The sequence below is a fragment of the Aeribacillus sp. FSL K6-2848 genome (assembly GCF_038004325.1).
Classification (GTDB): Bacteria; Bacillota; Bacilli; order Bacillales; family Aeribacillaceae; genus Aeribacillus; species Aeribacillus composti.
In genome coordinates this window covers 1,557,749-1,574,380 of sequence record NZ_JBBOQQ010000001.1, presented here as the reverse complement: position 1 = coordinate 1,574,380, position 16,632 = coordinate 1,557,749, and the positions used below count along the sequence as shown (strand labels likewise).

At 43.5% G+C, this 16,632-nt stretch carries 15 protein-coding genes; 3 read left to right on the top strand and 12 right to left on the bottom strand.

What is annotated here, in order from left to right:
* The first annotated feature begins 532 nt into the window (after positions 1-532).
* The 3 genes from NSS70_RS07750 to NSS70_RS07740 all read left to right on the top strand — a co-directional run bounded on the left by NSS70_RS07750 (position 533) and on the right by NSS70_RS07740 (position 5,388).
* On the top strand, positions 533-901 hold the full coding sequence (locus NSS70_RS07750) for a DUF2294 domain-containing protein (protein WP_311067132.1): 369 nt from the start codon (positions 533-535) through the stop codon (positions 899-901).
* A gap of 349 nt (positions 902-1,250) precedes the next feature.
* Positions 1,251-2,750, top strand: coding sequence for an NADH dehydrogenase subunit 5 (locus NSS70_RS07745; protein WP_339199980.1), 1,500 nt, complete (start codon positions 1,251-1,253; stop codon positions 2,748-2,750).
* Positions 2,743-5,388 (top strand): DUF2309 domain-containing protein, encoded by a 2,646-nt coding sequence (locus NSS70_RS07740; RefSeq protein ID WP_339211265.1) that lies wholly within the window; start codon positions 2,743-2,745, stop codon positions 5,386-5,388. The genes NSS70_RS07745 and NSS70_RS07740 overlap by 8 nt, the downstream gene beginning before the upstream one ends.
* A 594-nt stretch (positions 5,389-5,982) precedes the next feature.
* Here NSS70_RS07740 and NSS70_RS07735 read toward each other — a convergent pair.
* The 12 genes from NSS70_RS07735 to NSS70_RS07680 all read right to left on the bottom strand — a co-directional run bounded on the left by NSS70_RS07735 (position 5,983) and on the right by NSS70_RS07680 (position 16,632).
* Positions 5,983-7,278, bottom strand: a complete 1,296-nt coding sequence (locus tag NSS70_RS07735; RefSeq protein WP_311067126.1) for a hemolysin family protein — start codon at positions 7,276-7,278, stop codon at positions 5,983-5,985.
* 86 nt (positions 7,279-7,364) lie between these two features.
* Complete coding sequence (locus NSS70_RS07730; RefSeq protein WP_340734413.1) at positions 7,365-7,766, bottom strand: MerR family transcriptional regulator; 402 nt, start codon at positions 7,764-7,766, stop codon at positions 7,365-7,367.
* 287 nt (positions 7,767-8,053) lie between these two features.
* Positions 8,054-8,773, bottom strand: coding sequence for an AIR synthase related protein (locus NSS70_RS07725; protein ID WP_063389397.1), 720 nt, complete (start codon positions 8,771-8,773; stop codon positions 8,054-8,056).
* The gene (locus NSS70_RS07720; RefSeq protein WP_311067124.1) at positions 8,739-9,248 is read right to left on the bottom strand and encodes an ECF transporter S component; all 510 of its coding nucleotides are present in this window, start codon (positions 9,246-9,248) and stop codon (positions 8,739-8,741) included. The genes NSS70_RS07725 and NSS70_RS07720 overlap by 35 nt, the downstream gene beginning before the upstream one ends.
* 73 nt (positions 9,249-9,321) lie before the next feature.
* Complete coding sequence (locus NSS70_RS07715) at positions 9,322-9,756, bottom strand: bifunctional adenosylcobinamide kinase/adenosylcobinamide-phosphate guanylyltransferase (RefSeq protein ID WP_311067123.1); 435 nt, start codon at positions 9,754-9,756, stop codon at positions 9,322-9,324.
* The gene (locus NSS70_RS07710; protein ID WP_339194974.1) at positions 9,708-10,331 is read right to left on the bottom strand and encodes a histidine phosphatase family protein; all 624 of its coding nucleotides are present in this window, start codon (positions 10,329-10,331) and stop codon (positions 9,708-9,710) included. Before NSS70_RS07710 ends, NSS70_RS07715 begins: the two co-directional genes overlap by 49 nt.
* Positions 10,289-11,086 (bottom strand): adenosylcobinamide-GDP ribazoletransferase, encoded by a 798-nt coding sequence (gene cobS / locus NSS70_RS07705; RefSeq protein WP_340881218.1) that lies wholly within the window; start codon positions 11,084-11,086, stop codon positions 10,289-10,291. Before cobS ends, NSS70_RS07710 begins: the two co-directional genes overlap by 43 nt.
* 1 nt (position 11,087) lies before the next feature.
* A complete protein-coding gene (locus NSS70_RS07700; RefSeq protein WP_340881217.1) occupies positions 11,088-12,590 on the bottom strand; it encodes a cobyric acid synthase in 1,503 nt (500 codons plus the stop codon).
* Positions 12,587-13,156 (bottom strand): bifunctional adenosylcobinamide kinase/adenosylcobinamide-phosphate guanylyltransferase, encoded by a 570-nt coding sequence (locus NSS70_RS07695; protein WP_339199528.1) that lies wholly within the window; start codon positions 13,154-13,156, stop codon positions 12,587-12,589. Before NSS70_RS07695 ends, NSS70_RS07700 begins: the two co-directional genes overlap by 4 nt.
* Positions 13,150-14,229, bottom strand: a complete 1,080-nt coding sequence (gene cobD, locus NSS70_RS07690; RefSeq protein ID WP_339199526.1) for a threonine-phosphate decarboxylase CobD — start codon at positions 14,227-14,229, stop codon at positions 13,150-13,152. Before cobD ends, NSS70_RS07695 begins: the two co-directional genes overlap by 7 nt.
* Positions 14,189-15,172 carry an adenosylcobinamide-phosphate synthase CbiB gene (gene cbiB / locus NSS70_RS07685; RefSeq protein ID WP_339199523.1) on the bottom strand — a complete coding sequence of 328 codons (984 nt, stop codon included), beginning with the start codon at positions 15,170-15,172 and terminating at the stop codon, positions 14,189-14,191. Before cbiB ends, cobD begins: the two co-directional genes overlap by 41 nt.
* Positions 15,169-16,632 (bottom strand): adenosylcobinamide amidohydrolase, encoded by a 1,464-nt coding sequence (locus NSS70_RS07680; RefSeq protein WP_063389405.1) that lies wholly within the window; start codon positions 16,630-16,632, stop codon positions 15,169-15,171. The genes cbiB and NSS70_RS07680 overlap by 4 nt, the downstream gene beginning before the upstream one ends.

Genomic DNA, 16,632 nt, shown 5'->3' with positions numbered 1-16,632 from the left:
AAAAATTAGATCATGTTTCAATCGTTTCACCAGATCCTTTATGGTTGAAATACGCTGTTTTAGCGCTCAAAGAATACATCTCGCCGTACAGCTTTGTTTGGTTGGAACATTTTCCGATATTTTTTGCAGCGAAAACCTGTATCTTTGTCAATGATAAAACGCTGAACAGGTTACATCTCGGATGTTGAAAATTGTTATCGTTCGATGGTTAATGGCTACTGCTTTTTTCGACAACTGGGGACGCGCTCCCTTTTACGCTCTAGAAACCTTAAAAGATGAGTGACGACTGGGCCTCGGGTAAACGGTGTTCTTATCCATGCTTTACAATCTCTTTTGGATTCCTAAATTGATGATGGAATTGCCATTTCAAAATGATTGATTCAAACAAAGAATGATTTTTTTCTAGCAGCCAAAGCCGATAATGATTATAATAATGATTATTGATCAAAAAAGGGAATACGAATGTATCAGTCGTTTTATCATTTTCGAACTTTAATTCCTTGTCATGTACCTGTTAGAGAGGTGAAACATCATGAATCAATCGAAAGGCAGTATCGAGGCTGAAATCAGCAAAGCATTAACAAAATGGGAAAAAGATTTTCTTGGACGCGGATCTGTGTCCGTCAAAACGGATATTTTGCGGGATATGATTATTGTATCGCTGCAAGGTATTCTAACCCCAGCGGAATATGCCCTCTGTGAGTCTAAAGAAGGGATGTTGTCTGTGAAACAAATCCGCTCCAGTTTAGTCGAATCCGGGGTTGATGAGCTGAAAGAGATGATTTTTCAAATTACAGAAGAGCAAGTAAAAAGTTTCCATACGGACCTTAGTACTCAAACCGGGGAGCGAATTATGGTGTTTAAATTGTTTCAAAATTTGGAAAAGAAACTCCTTAAATAAACGTAAACGCTTTTTCTATAAATCTCTAAAAAAATACGTGCAATCTTGAAAACGATGATGTATAATGAAAACAACTTTTTTTGAAAAAATACGAGAGAATTGCCAAAGTCGGCAGACCTTCAAAAAACCTACGGAATCTATTAGTAGGTTCGTTGAAGGTAAACCGACAATGGGAAAACTGAAACGGGAGATCTAAGCCAATCGAAATTGGTTTAAGGTAAACCGGCTATCGTCATTTTTAGGCAAAAGACAGTCATTTTCTTAAAAAAGGCTGTTTTGCTTAGAATGACATAGCCGGTTTTTTTCTTTCAAAAAGGTCACACCAGAGGAGGAACGAAATTTGCAAGAAATGTTGGTTTTCGGATGGCTGGCAGCATTGATGATTGTGCTCATAAGCGCATTGATTTATCTGCATCCTCGTGTGCCCGACTGGTATGTACATGTTCACGTCGGCCTGCTTCTTTTGCCGATTGCTTCGGCATTCTTCGGGTGGATTTATTCTGGCGCGGAAATAAAAGCCGGACCATGGCGGCTCGACACGATTAGCTGGATGATGGCGGTCTATATTTCAACACTCGGCTTTATCATCCAGCGGTTTTCCATTCGATATTTGCATGGGGATCGAGTCTACCGGCTATATTTTCTATTCTTGACATGGACAACCGGCTCTTCCGCCAGCACTTGGATGACTGATGATCTACGCCTGTTTAGCATTTGCTGGGCGATGCCTCTTTTCGGTCTTGTCTTTTTGACGGCTTTAAAAAAAGAATGGCGGCCGGCAAAAGCTGAAGCGGTGCAAATGGGAACAATGTTTTTTGTTTCTTCCCTTGCGGTATGTGCAGTGTCTGTCTGGCTGTTTCATGCGACTGGGGAGTGGAAGTTATCGGGCGCTTTATCAACGGATAAGTTGTCTCATCTTAAATGGTGGGAGACAGCCGGAATAAGCTTGCTGCTTATTTTGGCGGCCATCATTCCTGCCGGGCAATGGCCTTTCCACCGTTGGCTGCTTGAATCTGCGGTAACGCCGACGCCGGTTTCGGCTGTGATGCACGCCGGTCTTGTCAATGCCGGAGGACTTTTGCTTTGGCATTTCTCACCGTTGTTTACGGACACAGTCACACACGCTCTCCTTCTTCTAATCGCGTTTATTTCCGTCATGATCGGTACCGGCGTCAGTTTCGTTCAAGTAGATTATAAACGGCAACTAGTCGCCTCAACGATGGCACAAATGGGTATGATGCTTATTCAATGTGCATTAGGCGCTTACGAGGCGGCAGTCATTCATCTTATTTTGCACGGCTTATTTAAAGCGACTTTATTTTTACAGTCCGGATCGGCTGTTCCCCGTCCGGGACATTCGGCACGAACATTGGTGCACAAAAAAGGACATAGGTTTGTCGGCACGATGCTTGGCTTGGCACTTGGATTCGGCTTCTGGGCCGTTTCGCCGGAAGAGCCGGCGCGCCTATTGAGCGCTTTGCTCCTTGGTTCGTCCATGACGATTGCATGGAGCAGATTTGCGCTTTTCCGAGAAGGTCGATGGCTTGGGTTGGCACTAGCAGCGATACTGGCATTTATTTCAGAAGAAGTGCGCAGCGGACTAATGGCCATGCTGCATAAAGCAGAGGCTTCTCACTTTGCACCTCCGCTTGTCCTTGAATGGCTTACTTTCATTTTGTTTATTGTTTCCGCATTGGCGTTGGCACAGCTCTTTAAACAACGTTCTTCCGGTATTGCTGCCCGATTTTATATGCGGCTTGTTCATTTTGGCGAGCCCAGTCTGTCTGCGGTTGAACGGCATCCCCTTTATTTGCATGCATATATGAAGGAGGAGATGACCCATGAGTAAAACAGTGATTTCACTTGAACGTCCTGAAGAGCAAAGTAAACGAAATAAGAAAGATGTGTCCCGCTCTATTCTTCAGCTCGTGGAACAGGCATGCGATGCAATTGCTCCCCTTTGGCCGATTTCAACGTTCATTGCACGGCATCCGTGGATGGAACTTGAACATATGCCGTTTACCGAAGTAGCCGAGCATTTTCAACAAACCCAGCATGTTCACCTGTATCCGACAATGGCGGTTGTACGCAAAGCTCTCGCTAGAGGCGAGATCAATCCCTCCTTCGTTGAAAAACAGCTGGAGAACTGGCTTTCCGAGCAGTCTCTACCCGTTCATCGCCACAAAGCGGAACAGTTGTGCCATGCACTTTTGTGGAACGAAACCGTACCACATGAATGGTTAGATTCATCAGAACTGAACGAGCTGGCGGAGGAAATAGCCGAGTGGATCGGTTCCACAAACGCAGCGGTGGTGAAGCCGATTTGTACCCGCATTTACAAGCTAGACGAACGGCTTGATCAACAAATGATCAAATGGTGCAAACTATATTTGGATGATAATCAAGCTGCATGGGCAATGCCCTTCCGGGAACAGGGATTTTATCCTGCTTGGCAAAAACTTATCCAAAACGATCCGGCTCTTTCAAAAAATGAGAGAAAACGCCTAGCTGACTGGCCGGAAGATGCGGAAACAGCACTGTTGTTTTCGCTGTCGCTGCTTGATATAGACGATGAAAAGGCGAAAGACTATTTAGAATCGCATCTTCTTGCATTGCCGGGATGGGCCGGCATGTTAAAGTGGCGTTCGCAGCAAAGTGGAGAAGGCCTCCAACTGTTAGTTGATTATTTGGCCATTCGTCTTTCGTTAGAATGGGCATTTGTCTCCCCTTACTTGCCGCTGGAACAGGAGAAAAAGGCTGACGTTTCAAGTTTACTTCCCCTTTTGGCCGCATGGATCCATTGGGGAGGAATATCTGTGGATGAGTGGAGGCAATTGTCGAAGGATGAAATGACATCCTGTTTATTGTTTGCCGACCGGTTTTGGCGGATCAATCGTTATCACCTTTGGCTCGAGGCGTGGGAAGAGACGTACGAATCCCGGCTGCAAGAAAAAATTGCATCCCGTCCATACATTGGACAAAAAGAGCAGGCCGCCGTCCAGTTTCTTTTCTGCATTGATGTCCGTTCCGAGCCTTTTCGCCGTCATTTAGAGGAATCCGGTCCATTTGAAACGTACGGTTGCGCAGGATTTTTCGGTTTGCCGATCCGAACGCGTGAACTTGACAGCGACCATACCCATCCTTCTTGTCCTGCGATCATTGAGCCGAAGCATGAAATTTACGAATCTGCACAAGATGATGCTGCAAAATACCGTCGCCGGCTCAATGTATTTCAGTTCATCGGGGGCACCTTTAAAAAAATGAAAAAAGATGCATTAGCGAGTTTATTGCTTCCAGAAATGAGCGGCCCATGGCTTGGTTTGCATACAATCGCCAGAAGCATTGCCCCTAGATGGGCGGGCCATTTTCTCCAGCAAGCTGAAAAAACAGCTGAACGGAAGCCGCCGACAAACTTGTCATTGCATCATGAAGTGTCTTGTTCATCATCCGGTTTGCCCATCGGGTTTACAACAGAAGAACAAGTTCAGTACGTAAAACAATTGTTAACAAATATCGGGTTAACATCGTCTTTTGCCCCCCTTGTCGTTGTCTGCGGTCACGAAAGTATGACAACGAATAACCCGTATGCCTCCTCCCTTGATTGCGGGGCGTGCGGCGGAACAGCCGGAGCTTTTAATGCCCGCGTGTTTGCAAGCCTATGTAACTTGCAGGAAGTAAGAGAAGGACTGGTGAAGGAAGGGATCTTCATTCCAGATGAAACCGTATTTGTGGCAGCGGAACATATCACAACGGTCGACGAACTCTACTTACTCGATTTGCCAACCTTATCGAAAAAGGCAGAGCAGTCACTCCGTTTACTAAAAGGAAAGCTAGAAGAAGTGAAACGGAAAGCAAACGCCGAACGGCTGGCGAATCTCCCTTGCACCGGCAAGTCGAAAAATCCGGTGACTGAGGCGAGCCGCCGTTCCGTCGATTGGAGCGAAATCCGTCCTGAATGGGGATTGGCTGGAAACGCAGCCTTTATTATCGGCCGCAGGACGCTTACAAAACATTGCCATTTAGACGGGAAAGTGTTTTTACACAGCTATGACTGGCGAAAAGACCAATCCGGCGAAGCACTTGAAAATATCATCTCCGGTCCTGCTACGGTCGGGCAATGGATCAATTTGCAATATTACGCATCAACCGTTGCACCGCATTATTACGGAAGCGGCAGCAAAACGACGCAGACGGTTACAGGTGGATTCGGGGTGATGCAAGGGAATGGGAGCGACTTGCTTTCCGGTCTTCCGTGGCAGTCGGTTGCTTCTTCCGACGGGGAGCTGTTCCATTCCCCCCTTCGTTTACTCTTGATCATTGAAGCACCGAGTTTTTATATCGAGCGGCTGCTCCGGGACAATCCCTTTTTCCGTCAAAAAGTGAAAAACGGATGGCTCCGTCTTTCTTCCATTGAACCTGAAACAGGGGCTTGGCTGAAATGGAGGTTTGATAGGATTCATGGCGAGTTTTATACCGAGCCAATTTGAAGTGACCCTTGTGAAGTAGCAAGACTAAAAAGCGATTGAAGCGGTATTAAACCGTTGATGGTTGTCAAGTTGACATATTTGTCGTACAGGAACCCTGATCGAAAAAAGTACAGATTGAAACACTTTTCCTTAAATTCTCCGGAGGAGTTTTCCATATTTTTCTAAAATAATCTTGGGTTCATTTTGCAGTTATATTGACTTGATGAACCCGTAATCACTATGTAAGAGAAAGCCGTCTACTCTCCATTCTTTTTTGTAAATGTCAAAGCAAAACATGACGTTTTCAAAAAGTTGGTGAAGTGAAAATCAGGCTGTCGGAGTGTTTCCCGACAGCCTTTACCGTTAGTTAGAATCTTTATTTATTCATCGCTTAAGTTGAAGTTGATAACCATGTTAATGACGAATAAAGAACAAATGGCTTGTATGGAAGAGCTTGTTTCTGAAAATCTCTTCTGCAAAAACAAGATTTTCTTTTATATATAAAAGAAAAGTAAAGAATCTCTGCCGCAATGATAGCGGTGGATCTTAAATTGATCTTATTGTTTTTTTATTGTCCTTCAAAAAAGAAAATCTTTAGTAACATCTTCGTTAATTTCATGATTCTCTTTCAGCAATTTCAACCGTTTTGACATGAAACCCGTCCATGTCTAAAATTTTAAACGAATATTGGTCAAAATCAATTTCATCTCCGACTTTCGCATCCATCTTTTGGGTTAAAATCCATCCGCCGATAGTATCAACATCGGACTCTTTAATCTGGAGGCCAAAAATATCATTGACTTCTTCTATCAAAACTTTTCCATCGACAACCGTTTTCGAATCAGTAATTTTCTTAATTTGCGGAGTTTCATCCGCATCGAATTCATCGCGAATTTCCCCGACAATTTCTTCCAAAATATCTTCGACTGTCACTAGACCTGCCGTCCCGCCGTATTCGTCAATTAAAATGGCCATATGAATGCGTTCCATTTGCATCTTAACCAACAGGTCATGGATCGGAATCGTTTCAATGACATGAATGACTGGCCGCACATATTCGCCCACCGTTTTTTCTCCTTGGATTCCTTTGACATAGTCGGTGAGCACCTCCTTCATGTTTACGATTCCGATCATATTATCTTTATCGCCGTTAAATACGGGATAGCGCGTATAATGCTCCTCCATGACAATCTCAATGCAGTCTTTTAATTTCATGTCTTTATCAAAAGCAACAATTTCTGTTCTTGGAACCATGATTTCTTTTGCAATACGGTTGTCAAACTCAAAAATGTTGTTGACATATTTATATTCCGACTGGTTGATTTCCCCGCTTTTATAGCTTTCAGACAAAATAATGCGCAATTCTTCTTCCGAATGGGCAATTTCATGCTCTTGTGCCGGCTTGAGGCCAAACAAACCCGTCAAAAGCCTCGCAGCGCCGTTTAAAATCTTAATAAACGGTTTCATGACTTTGTCGAACAAAATGAGCGGACGGGCAAAAAGTAGCGTGATATGTTCCGCTTTTTGTATGGCGAATGTTTTCGGCGCCAATTCGCCGACAACAACATGCAAAAACGTCACAACGGAAAAGGCGATTACAAAAGATAAAATGGTTGTAACCGAGGCTGGAAGCTGAAAATAAACAAACACAGGGTGCAATAAATGCTCAATCGTAGATTCACCAATCCAGCCCAATCCTAAAGAGGTGATGGTAATTCCAAGCTGACAAGCTGACAAATATTCATCTAAATTGGATATAACCTTCTTGGCTGCAATCGCTTGTTTATTTCCTTCCGAAATAAGCTGATCGATTCTTGAAGTTCGGACTTTGACAATAGCGAATTCCGATGCCACAAAAAAACCTGAGAGGGCGATTAAAAAAGCCACTATAAGCAAATTGAAAATTTCCAAATATCTCCCTTACCGCTTCTAAACAGTAAGGAATACACCTCCTGTAATCTTACTTTTATTTAGTATTTTCTTAAAAGGGAATATGATTAATAATAAGTTGCCAGCAGCGCCTTCACCAAATTGGCACTTTGCTTAGACAATTTTTCCATTATGATGGTGCGCTGTTCCCTGTTCATATGATCCATCAATTGCTGCATGTCTTTTATTTCTTTTTCAAGATTTTGCATAAGTTGGGCAATATGGTCGACATGCATTTCCAAGCTTTGATTTGATAGTGTTTTTGATTGCAACATATCAATGATATCTTTAATTTCATAAAGCGGACAGTTCATTTTTTTATACCGCTTCACCAATTCAATCGCTTCAACCGCTTCTTCATCATACAGGCGATAATTGGAATCAGAGCGCCTTGGGTGCAATAAGCCGATCTTCGTATAATAATCGATCGTTCGTTTTGAAACGTTCGTTCTCTCGGCTAACTCTCCAATTCTATAATACTTCCCAATACATTCACCCCTGCTTATAGAATTATTTTTAATTTACAAAAAATTAACCGTACAGTCAACGTTTTAGTTTTGGAAAACAAGCAAAAAACTTTTCATTTATGTCTAACTTACTTTCACAGTTTGATTTTTAGTTCAAGGCCTATTTAGGAACTGTTTCAAAAATAAATTTCATTTTGTAAAAAAATTGGTTAGCAAAATGAAAGTCACTTTCTCCTTTTGGCAAAATACAGGAAACAAGTTAATAGTTTGGGCTCATGATTTTCGAACCCTCATTTTGTATTAAGTTGGAAAAAATGCCCGCCTGCCGCTTTGGCAATGTCTTCGGTTCGGTCTGGATGAAACGAGATTAAAAAACATGTGGCAGGTCCGGCCGATTTTGTTATATCAATTTCTGTTGAAGTGATTTGGCAATAATCTAACTTGTTTTCTTCACAAAGCTTTTTCCATTCATATTGAACTCCTTTTGAGCCGATCGGAACGATTTCAAATACATACGGCAATTCCAATAGTTTTTTTATGATTGGCAGAGGCCCGATTTCATGTTTTTTTTCGATTACTTCGCCTCCGCACAGCGGTTTTCCGATGCAGGCAAATTTCGCATGGCTTGGCGTTTTCCGAACCTTGATGTCTGCTCTTCTCACCTTCCCGATGACCATGATCGCAAAAGCGGACTGAACCATCTTGAAATTGCTTTCTGTGCTTCCGGTTATGGGAATCGGTTCGCACTTAAGTTCCGAGAAAAGGGTTTGACAGCCTTTTTGCAAATGAGACCATTCTTCTTCACCGATGAGGTTTTGCATGACGATAGCAAGCGGCTTTGCCCCCACTGTTAAACATTCGGATAAAGCTACTCTTAAACCATAATAAGCGACCGTTTCATAATCAACTTTGACGTAATCGAACAATTTTTGTCCCACACCGCCGGAATTGTCAGCGGCAATCACAAGATCTTCATCATTTGATATCGGAATCATGATAACGTCTCTCATGGCGGTGAACCCCTTTTTGTTTTTCTAAAATAGGAACAAGTTTTATGGTTACGATATGACCAATCATTAAATTGATGGCTGTACCGATGACCAATCCCGGCAGCAACCCGAAATAAAAGCCTTTCCCGATCAGAAAGGAAAAAGGAACGGCAGCTAAAAAACCATTGGCGATAAAAAAGAAAACGGCTGCTGCGTATTTGTTTTTTCTGTAAATCACCCCAAATGCCCAAACGAGCAAAAACATTTCGACTGCAATCATTGCATGAAACGCTCCTAACGGAGAACCAGCGAGATAGCTTGACATGATATGACCAAAGAAAGCCGCAACTGCTCCCGCAACCGGCCCTAATACGACAGCGGCCACAAGGGCTGGAAATGAATCAAGGGCAACACTCGAAATATACGCGGGGATTTTAATAAATGCTCCGACAACGGAAAGTGCAATAAACATTATCAAATACGCATATTGTTTCATTCTGTTCCCTCTTTCTTTTTAATTGCGCAATCTTCCCATTAATATAACGAATGAAAGAAGTTTAACCGTACTTTTATTTTAATCTTTCACTGATTCCATACCAAATGATATCAACGCGTCCTGCTTTCGCAATCAATTGTTGGAGGCAGCTCCCGCATGCATCCCGCCACTTGCGTTCCAATGGGTCAATTGGAACAACGCCTTTTGTAATATCATTGGCAATAATAATGACTGTTCCTCTCTTTTTTACTTCCCACTCATGCCAGTTGAAAATCATCTTTTCCCACTTTTTTTGCCAGTCCGACGATTGATCGATCAGATGAAAAATATATTGTTCAATTCCTTCAATGACCGTTATTTTTTGAAAATGCTCCGTCTCATAAATTTCAGACACTTTGGTTTTCTTTACATAGCCGCAAAACCATTTGCAAGCGCCGGATTGCAGCCGGTAATGCTCTTTCACCCATTTTCTTTTTCCGTTGAACGCTCCGCCGACAACAACATGCACCGCTTTCCCCTCCTTACATCTGTTCGCTTTCCTGTCAATGAACAATACGCTCCATGATCCAAGCGCCATTGCCAATATGATGATCCTTCGGGTCCATACCGATAAAGGATCTCGCGAATGACGCCGCCATGAGTGATCATTGCAATGTGGGAAATGGTTTCATCAAAAAAATAGGTGACCGTCTTTTCCCAGCCTCTTTTGACCCTTTCTGAAAAGGTTGGATACGATTCTCCGTTTGGCACTTCAAGATGCAGCATATCGCGAAGCCAGCTTTGATAGCGGGCATCTCCTTTCAGTTCGGAATAGGTTTTCTGTTCCCAATCGCCGAAATTCATTTCCCTGAGTTCTTTTAAGGCAACGAATTTTTGTTTTGGGTAAATGATGCCGGCCGTTTCTGCGGCGCGTTGCAAATCGCTTGCTATTACCAGATCAGGAGCTTTTGGATAATGGCTTTTTTCCAAAGCTTTTTTTCCTTCTTCACACAGTGCTTCATCCGTCCAGCCGATATAGCGTTTTTGTCTATTTGCTTCTGTCAACCCATGACGTATAAGAGTAACAACCACGTTACCATCCATAAAACTGTCTCACTCCCTTCAATCACTGCTCCAAAGGAATCTCCTGTTAAGCCGCCGAACGATTGAAGGAAAAACCGGCGGGCGTACAAATAAAGGAAAATAGACGATAAGGCCATCAAAAGATAAACGGCTGGTAAACCCGGGATCATGGGGACGGCGATGAAAAAACATAACAAATAACCGATCAGAACGGCGAAATCTTTTTTGGCAAGCGTTTTAGCAAACAAGTACCCAAGCCCTTCCCGTTTCGCCATTCCCGGACCATCAATCATTAGGGCGCAAACGATGAGACGGGAAAAAAACGGAATGAACACAGCAAACCAAAAATTGTCGATTGCACCGATGATTTCCGCCATAAACAAAAAGCGAAAAGCTGACAAAAACAGCAGCGCCAACACCCCAAACGTTCCCACTCTGGGATCTTCCATAATCTTCAGCCTTTTTTCCTTGTCGCGATAAGAAAAATAGGCATCCGCTGTATCTGTAAAACCGTCAAGATGAATACCGCCCGTTATCGCCACAAAATAGAATAAAAGAAAAAGAGCGCAAGCCCAATTGGACAATGGTGTCCAAAATTTTGCCATATAGATGATCAAACTGCCTGTCAAACCGATGAAAGCCCCGATCATCGGCATACTTAACACCGCAAATTTGAGCCGTTTCTCATCTATTGCAAACTCCTTTTGAACCGGAATGATTGTGAAAAACTGGAGCGCAAGAAAAAAACCCTCCATTATTTGTCTGGCCGTTCTCATTTCATTCCCCCCACGATTGAATGATGTTGAGCAAATCATCCATATGAATATGGTTTTGGACATGTCGGGCAATCTGTTCATACTTTTTTGTTTTTTCCTTTTTCAACCATTTTACTTGCTTTTTTTCAAGTCCTTTCCGTTCTCGAATCCTGTTGAGCCATTCCGTGCGGAATTCGTCATTGAAAAAAATATGGTGGAAATATGTGCCAATCACCCTTCCAGAGTCGATCACCGCACCATCCGTCCCGTCCGAAAGCTTGATAAAAGGCCGCACTGCTTGCGGAACAATCGGTTCGGTTACGCCTAAATGAATTTCATACCCTTCCACGAAAAACTGGGGAAAACCTGATTGCGGATGAATAATTCCTTTGTTCCGCACCGTTTTTTTCTCATAATAAAAAGTTGTGCCCACTGGGAGGATGTTGAATCCTTCTTCATAACGTCCTTTCACCCCTGTATCCGATCCGGCTTTATCATACAAGTATCTTGAAAGCATTTGATAACCGCCGCAAATGCCGATGATCGTTCCGCCCGTTTGGTTGTATGCTTTAATCTTTTGAGCCAAGCCGCTATTTTTCAATTGTTGCAGATCGTGAATCGTGCTTCTCGTTCCCGGAATCACGAGGGCATCCGGTTCGCCGAATTCATCCGGGCCGGACACAAGTCGGATGGAAACATCTTCTTCAAATAAAAACGGCTCAACGTCCGTGTAATTGGATATATAGGGGAGCTTTACCACCGCAATGTCAATTTCTCTCCTGTTTTGGTTGGCAAATCGTTTGGTGAGCGACAAAGAATCTTCGCCTTCGATCATATGTCCGGAAACATAAGGGACCACCCCTAATACTTTGATGCCCGTCCGTTCCTCCAGCCATTGCACACCGGGTTGAAACAAGCTGAGATCTCCTCGGAATTTGTTGATGATAATCCCCTTTACCCGGCTACGTTCTTCTTCGGAAAAAAGTTCAAGCGTCCCGATAATGCTGGCAAACACGCCGCCCCGATCGATATCTGCCACCAGTATCACCGGAACGTCGGCCAGTTCGGCCACTTTCATGTTGACAAGTTCCCTGTCTTTCAAGTTGATTTCAACAGGACTTCCTGCCCCTTCCATCACGAGAAAATCATATTGTTCCGACAGCTTTTCCAGTGAAAGCTGAATCGCTTCCAGCCCTTTTAGATAAAATTTTTCGCGGTAAGCTTGACCGCCTAATGTTTCATAGCTTTTGCCAAGCAAGACGATTTCCGAAGTGCAATCGCTTTTCGGTTTCAATAAAATCGGGTTCATATAGACGGAGGCCGCCGTGCCGGCGGCTTCTGCCTGAATTCCTTGAGCCCTGCCGATCTCCCTTCCATCCAATGTGACATATGAGTTGTTTGACATATTTTGTGATTTAAACGGAGCAACCTTGTAGCCAAGTTTGTGAAAAATAGCACAAAATGCCGTTGCAATGAAACTTTTGCCAACATCAGAAGCCGTTCCCTGAATCATGATCCCTTTCATTGTAGTTCTCCCTTCATAGCAACTGGAATGCCGAATTCCATTCTGACCACCAAATCCGCACGTTCAACGATTTGTTGATGGAGATGGCCGAGAAGGCGAACATATTGGAACACTGCATTTGACCGCGCTGGAAATTCCCAGTTGACCTCATTGGAGACGATGCAAAATAGCTCGCAGCTTTTTTGCAGCTCAGATAGATCACGGATGATTTTTTCCAACACATATTGGCGAAAAGAAGCGGCCTGCCATCGTTCACCATGTTGTTCATGAAAAAAAAGTTCGTTCGTCAACAACGTTGTTAAACAGTCTAGCAGCACAAAATCATTTTTTTGCAGTTTTTTCGATAACTTGCCGACATCATTTGTCTGTTCAATTGCCAGCCATTTTTCTTTGCCTTGGGCTCTTTTTAGCTGGTGTTGCAATATTCGTTTTGTCATTTCTTCGTCTGATGGAAAAGAGGTTGCAATATAAACAAGGCGGTTGGCCTGATTCTTTTTAGCCGTCAAATAATGTTCTGCCCACGAACTTTTCCCGCTTCTCACCCCGCCGGTCACAAAGATTAACACTTGTCCTTCCACTCCTTAAGCGCTGAAAGAAGCCGGTCGTTTTCTTCTTTTCTCTTAACCGCCAAACGAATGTATTTGCCGGACAGCCCGTTGAAATTGTATGTATGTCTAGGTACTATACCTCTTTCCAATAAAAAGCGGATCAAAGGCAGCATATCTTTTTTTGGCTGCTCTCTTAACAAATAAAAATTGACAGAGCTGTCCGCCACCACAAAACCAAGTTCATGGAGATGTTCAAACATTCGCTTCCGTTCTTGAGAGATCATTCTTTTTGTTTTTTTAACATAGTCTTCGTCCTTTAATGCTTCTATTCCCGCCCTCTGTCCAATGGCGTTGACGCTCCAATGCACCTGAAATTTTTTTAGTCTCTGGATGACCGTCTCATCGGCAAACAAAAAGCCGAGTCTTAAACCTGCAATGGCATACATTTTGGTCAAAGAACGCAAAATGATCACATTGGAAAAAGATGATAAACAATTCAGAATTGATACGTTTTCCAAGGCGAAATCATAGAATGCTTCGTCCAGAACGACAAACGCATGCTTCTTTTTGGCATCTTGAATGATTTCCAATAATGCTTCCCGGTTAAATACTTTGCCTGTCGGATTGTTGGGGTGGCAGAGGAAAACCGCTTTTTTCCCGGAAAGAGCCGTTTTTAGCTCCTCAACGTTCAACTCCCAATTCTCTTCCTCTTTTAAAACATAGGATGAAATCCTCTTTGAGAACGGTTCGCATGCTTTTCGGTATTCTGAAAATGCCGGTTCCACGATCAAAACGTCTTCATTTTGCAGCAAGGCGGCTGCAATGATAAAAATAAGTTCTGCGGCACCGTTTCCAATTAATATATTTTCAGGCGAAACATTTTCCTTTCCGGCAATTACCGCTCGCAATTCCCTTATATCAGGGTCTGGATAATCGGAAACAAATGAAAAAAAGCGATGCCAATTTTTGCGGATGCATTCAGGCGGGCCGAAAGGATTGATGTTGACGCTGAAATCGATGATGTTTTCCGGCATCCGGATGTTCAATGATTTATAAAGATAAGATGGATTGGCTCCATGTGATGGCAGCATCGAAGCATACACCTCCGATCATGAAAAATAGCAAGAAAAACCTGTCTGTTTTCTTCATAATATCAATGGCCTCCGGAATATGTTTTGCTTCTAGCGAATAAACCCCGTCTCCCAATTTAGGGCGATTAGAAATTTTCCCTTGATAACGGTTGATTCCCCCTAATGATACACCCAGCAAAGCAGCCATGGCGCTTTCAAGAAATCCGCTGTTGGGGCTGGGGTGTTTGCGCGCATCCCTTTTCAGAATGGAAAAGCATTCCCGCTTTTGAATCCCTTTTGCCGGATGATTGACAAGTACCATGATGAAAGCTGTCAGACGGCTCGGAAGGTAATTCAACAAATCGTCCAGCTTGGCGGAAGCAAACCCGAATTCAGCGAACTTCTCGTTTTGATAGCCTACCATCGAATCCGCAGTATTGACGACCCTGTACAAAACCGCAAAAGGAGCTCCGCCGAACAGCGCCCAAAAAAGCGGTGCGGTAATGCCATCGCTCGTATTTTCCGCTACCGTTTCCACCGTTCCCCGAACGATTTCCGATTCTGGCAAATCTGCCGTATCGCGGCCGACAATCCATGACAGCTTTTCTCTTGCCGAAACGAGATTTTTTTGGCAAAGCGGTTCATAAACTGCCAAAGCTGCTTCCCGCAAACTTTTTTCCGCTATCATAAAAGAAATGATCACCGCTTCCGCAAAAATGCCCGCTGCTGGGTGAAGCCTAGAGAAAAATGACACAATTGAAAAAGCGGCCAGCATAAAAAATAAACCGACCAGCATGATCATCGCCATACCTTTTTCTTTCTTAAAGCGCCCTTTGTTGAGGCGCCGTTCGCAAAACGCAATAGACCAGCCAAACAAGCGGACGGGATGGGGGGCATTTTTCGGATCCCCGATGACTTGATCGATTACAAACGCCAGCATGATCGCAATTACATGTTCTGTCATGTCCTTCCCCTTCTTTTTTTATTTAGCTGAATCGCTTGAATTGTACTCTCATATACCCCCCTGCCGACCAATCTTCCAAGTGTTGTGATCGTGCCAGCGTGCTGATGAAAAATGCCCTTTTGCGTGGCAGCCACCAATATGCTGTCTGTGGAAGTACCTGTTGCAATCGTATTGGAGACAGGATCCAACACTTTTTCATCAGCCAGCGCCTTCGTTTTGGCTTCTGTTGCCGTCATCACACTTTCAATAAATGCTTGATCAGATAACCGTCCGTTTATCAAAATCCATGTATTGATCGTCCCTGAAGCTATGCCATTCCGTTTTATACTATTTGCTGCATCCACTGCATTGGAAAGTCCTGCTGTCACAACAATGACAACGGAGACTCCTTCTGCTTCAAGCTCGCTGACTACCCCATCTTCCAAACAAGCCGCGGTCATCATGGCGACTGTTGCATGTTGATCAAACCCGTTTTTCTGCAGAAAATCGGCCATTTCCGAACGGCTGTCTTGACAATTGTAGCTTTTATCGACATGACGGTTGACAAAAGTGCTGTGCCAGCCAAATCCTCCGCCAATAATGGCAGATGAAAGGGTTTTGAGCGGCGATGCCGCTTTTAAATAGATGAGTTCCTTCGTCTGAACAATGTCCCTTTTTGTCACTTTATATGTTTCTTCCTGTTTCTGTTCGGGTATAAGCAGCATTTGCGGGCGGGCAAGCTCCGGATGTGATTGTTTGACAATCGAAACACCATACACCTGTTCAATCGTTTTTTCGTTCATCACGACAGATGGATTATCAACGGCAACCGCTTTTCCATCTTTTAATAACAGCAGTTTGTCACAATAAAGGCTTGCTAAATTCAAATCATGAAAAATTGAGACAACCGTTAATCCATTTGATTGTGTCCAATTTTTCAACTGATCAAGCATGATTTTTTGATGGGAAATATCAAGATGGTTCGTGGGTTCATCTAATAAAAGCAAAACGGGGTTTTGTGCAAGAGCCTGCGCTAAAAAAACCCTCTGTTTTTCCCCGCCGCTTAATTCATTGATCGCTTTATTTTTTAAGTGGGAAATATTCGTCTGCTCCATGGTCTTTTGGATGATTTGTTCATCTTCTCCCGTCAACCGCTTGAAGAAACCCGTTTGAAAAGGATAACGGCCGAGCGCCACTGTCTCCCAAACGGTATAATCAAACATTTGCGTTGGGATTTGCGGCAATGAAGCGATGTTTTGCGCCAATTTTTTCGGAGAATAAGCAGAAAGAGGTTTGCCGGCAAGCTCGATCGTGCCGCTTTTAACCGGAAGAATCCCGCTGATCATTTTTAATAGTGTCGTCTTTCCACTCCCGTTTGGCCCCAAAATGCCAAATATTTCCCCTTTTTTTACTGAGAAGGAAAGGTTTTCGATAATCTTTCGCTCTTGATAGCCTCCCGAAATGTTCTTGACTTGCAGCAT

What these genes read in the sequence shown, in the direction of transcription:
- NSS70_RS07700 (WP_340881217.1), bottom strand. Translation starts at nt 12,590, where the DNA reads ATGAAAGGGATCATGATTCAGGGAACGGCTTCTGATGTTGGCAAAAGT.
- NSS70_RS07720 (WP_311067124.1), bottom strand. Translation starts at nt 9,248, where the DNA reads ATGAAACAATATGCGTATTTGATAATGTTTATTGCACTTTCCGTTGTC.
- cobS (WP_340881218.1), bottom strand. Translation starts at nt 11,086, where the DNA reads ATGAGAACGGCCAGACAAATAATGGAGGGTTTTTTTCTTGCGCTCCAG.
- NSS70_RS07745 (WP_339199980.1), top strand. Translation starts at nt 1,251, where the DNA reads ATGTTGGTTTTCGGATGGCTGGCAGCATTGATGATTGTGCTCATAAGC.
- cobD (WP_339199526.1), bottom strand. Translation starts at nt 14,229, where the DNA reads ATGCTGCCATCACATGGAGCCAATCCATCTTATCTTTATAAATCATTG.
- NSS70_RS07725 (WP_063389397.1), bottom strand. Translation starts at nt 8,773, where the DNA reads ATGAGAGACGTTATCATGATTCCGATATCAAATGATGAAGATCTTGTG.
- NSS70_RS07710 (WP_339194974.1), bottom strand. Translation starts at nt 10,331, where the DNA reads ATGGATGGTAACGTGGTTGTTACTCTTATACGTCATGGGTTGACAGAA.
- cbiB (WP_339199523.1), bottom strand. Translation starts at nt 15,172, where the DNA reads ATGACAGAACATGTAATTGCGATCATGCTGGCGTTTGTAATCGATCAA.
- NSS70_RS07680 (WP_063389405.1), bottom strand. Translation starts at nt 16,632, where the DNA reads ATGCTGCAAGTCAAGAACATTTCGGGAGGCTATCAAGAGCGAAAGATT.
- NSS70_RS07740 (WP_339211265.1), top strand. Translation starts at nt 2,743, where the DNA reads ATGAGTAAAACAGTGATTTCACTTGAACGTCCTGAAGAGCAAAGTAAA.
- NSS70_RS07750 (WP_311067132.1), top strand. Translation starts at nt 533, where the DNA reads ATGAATCAATCGAAAGGCAGTATCGAGGCTGAAATCAGCAAAGCATTA.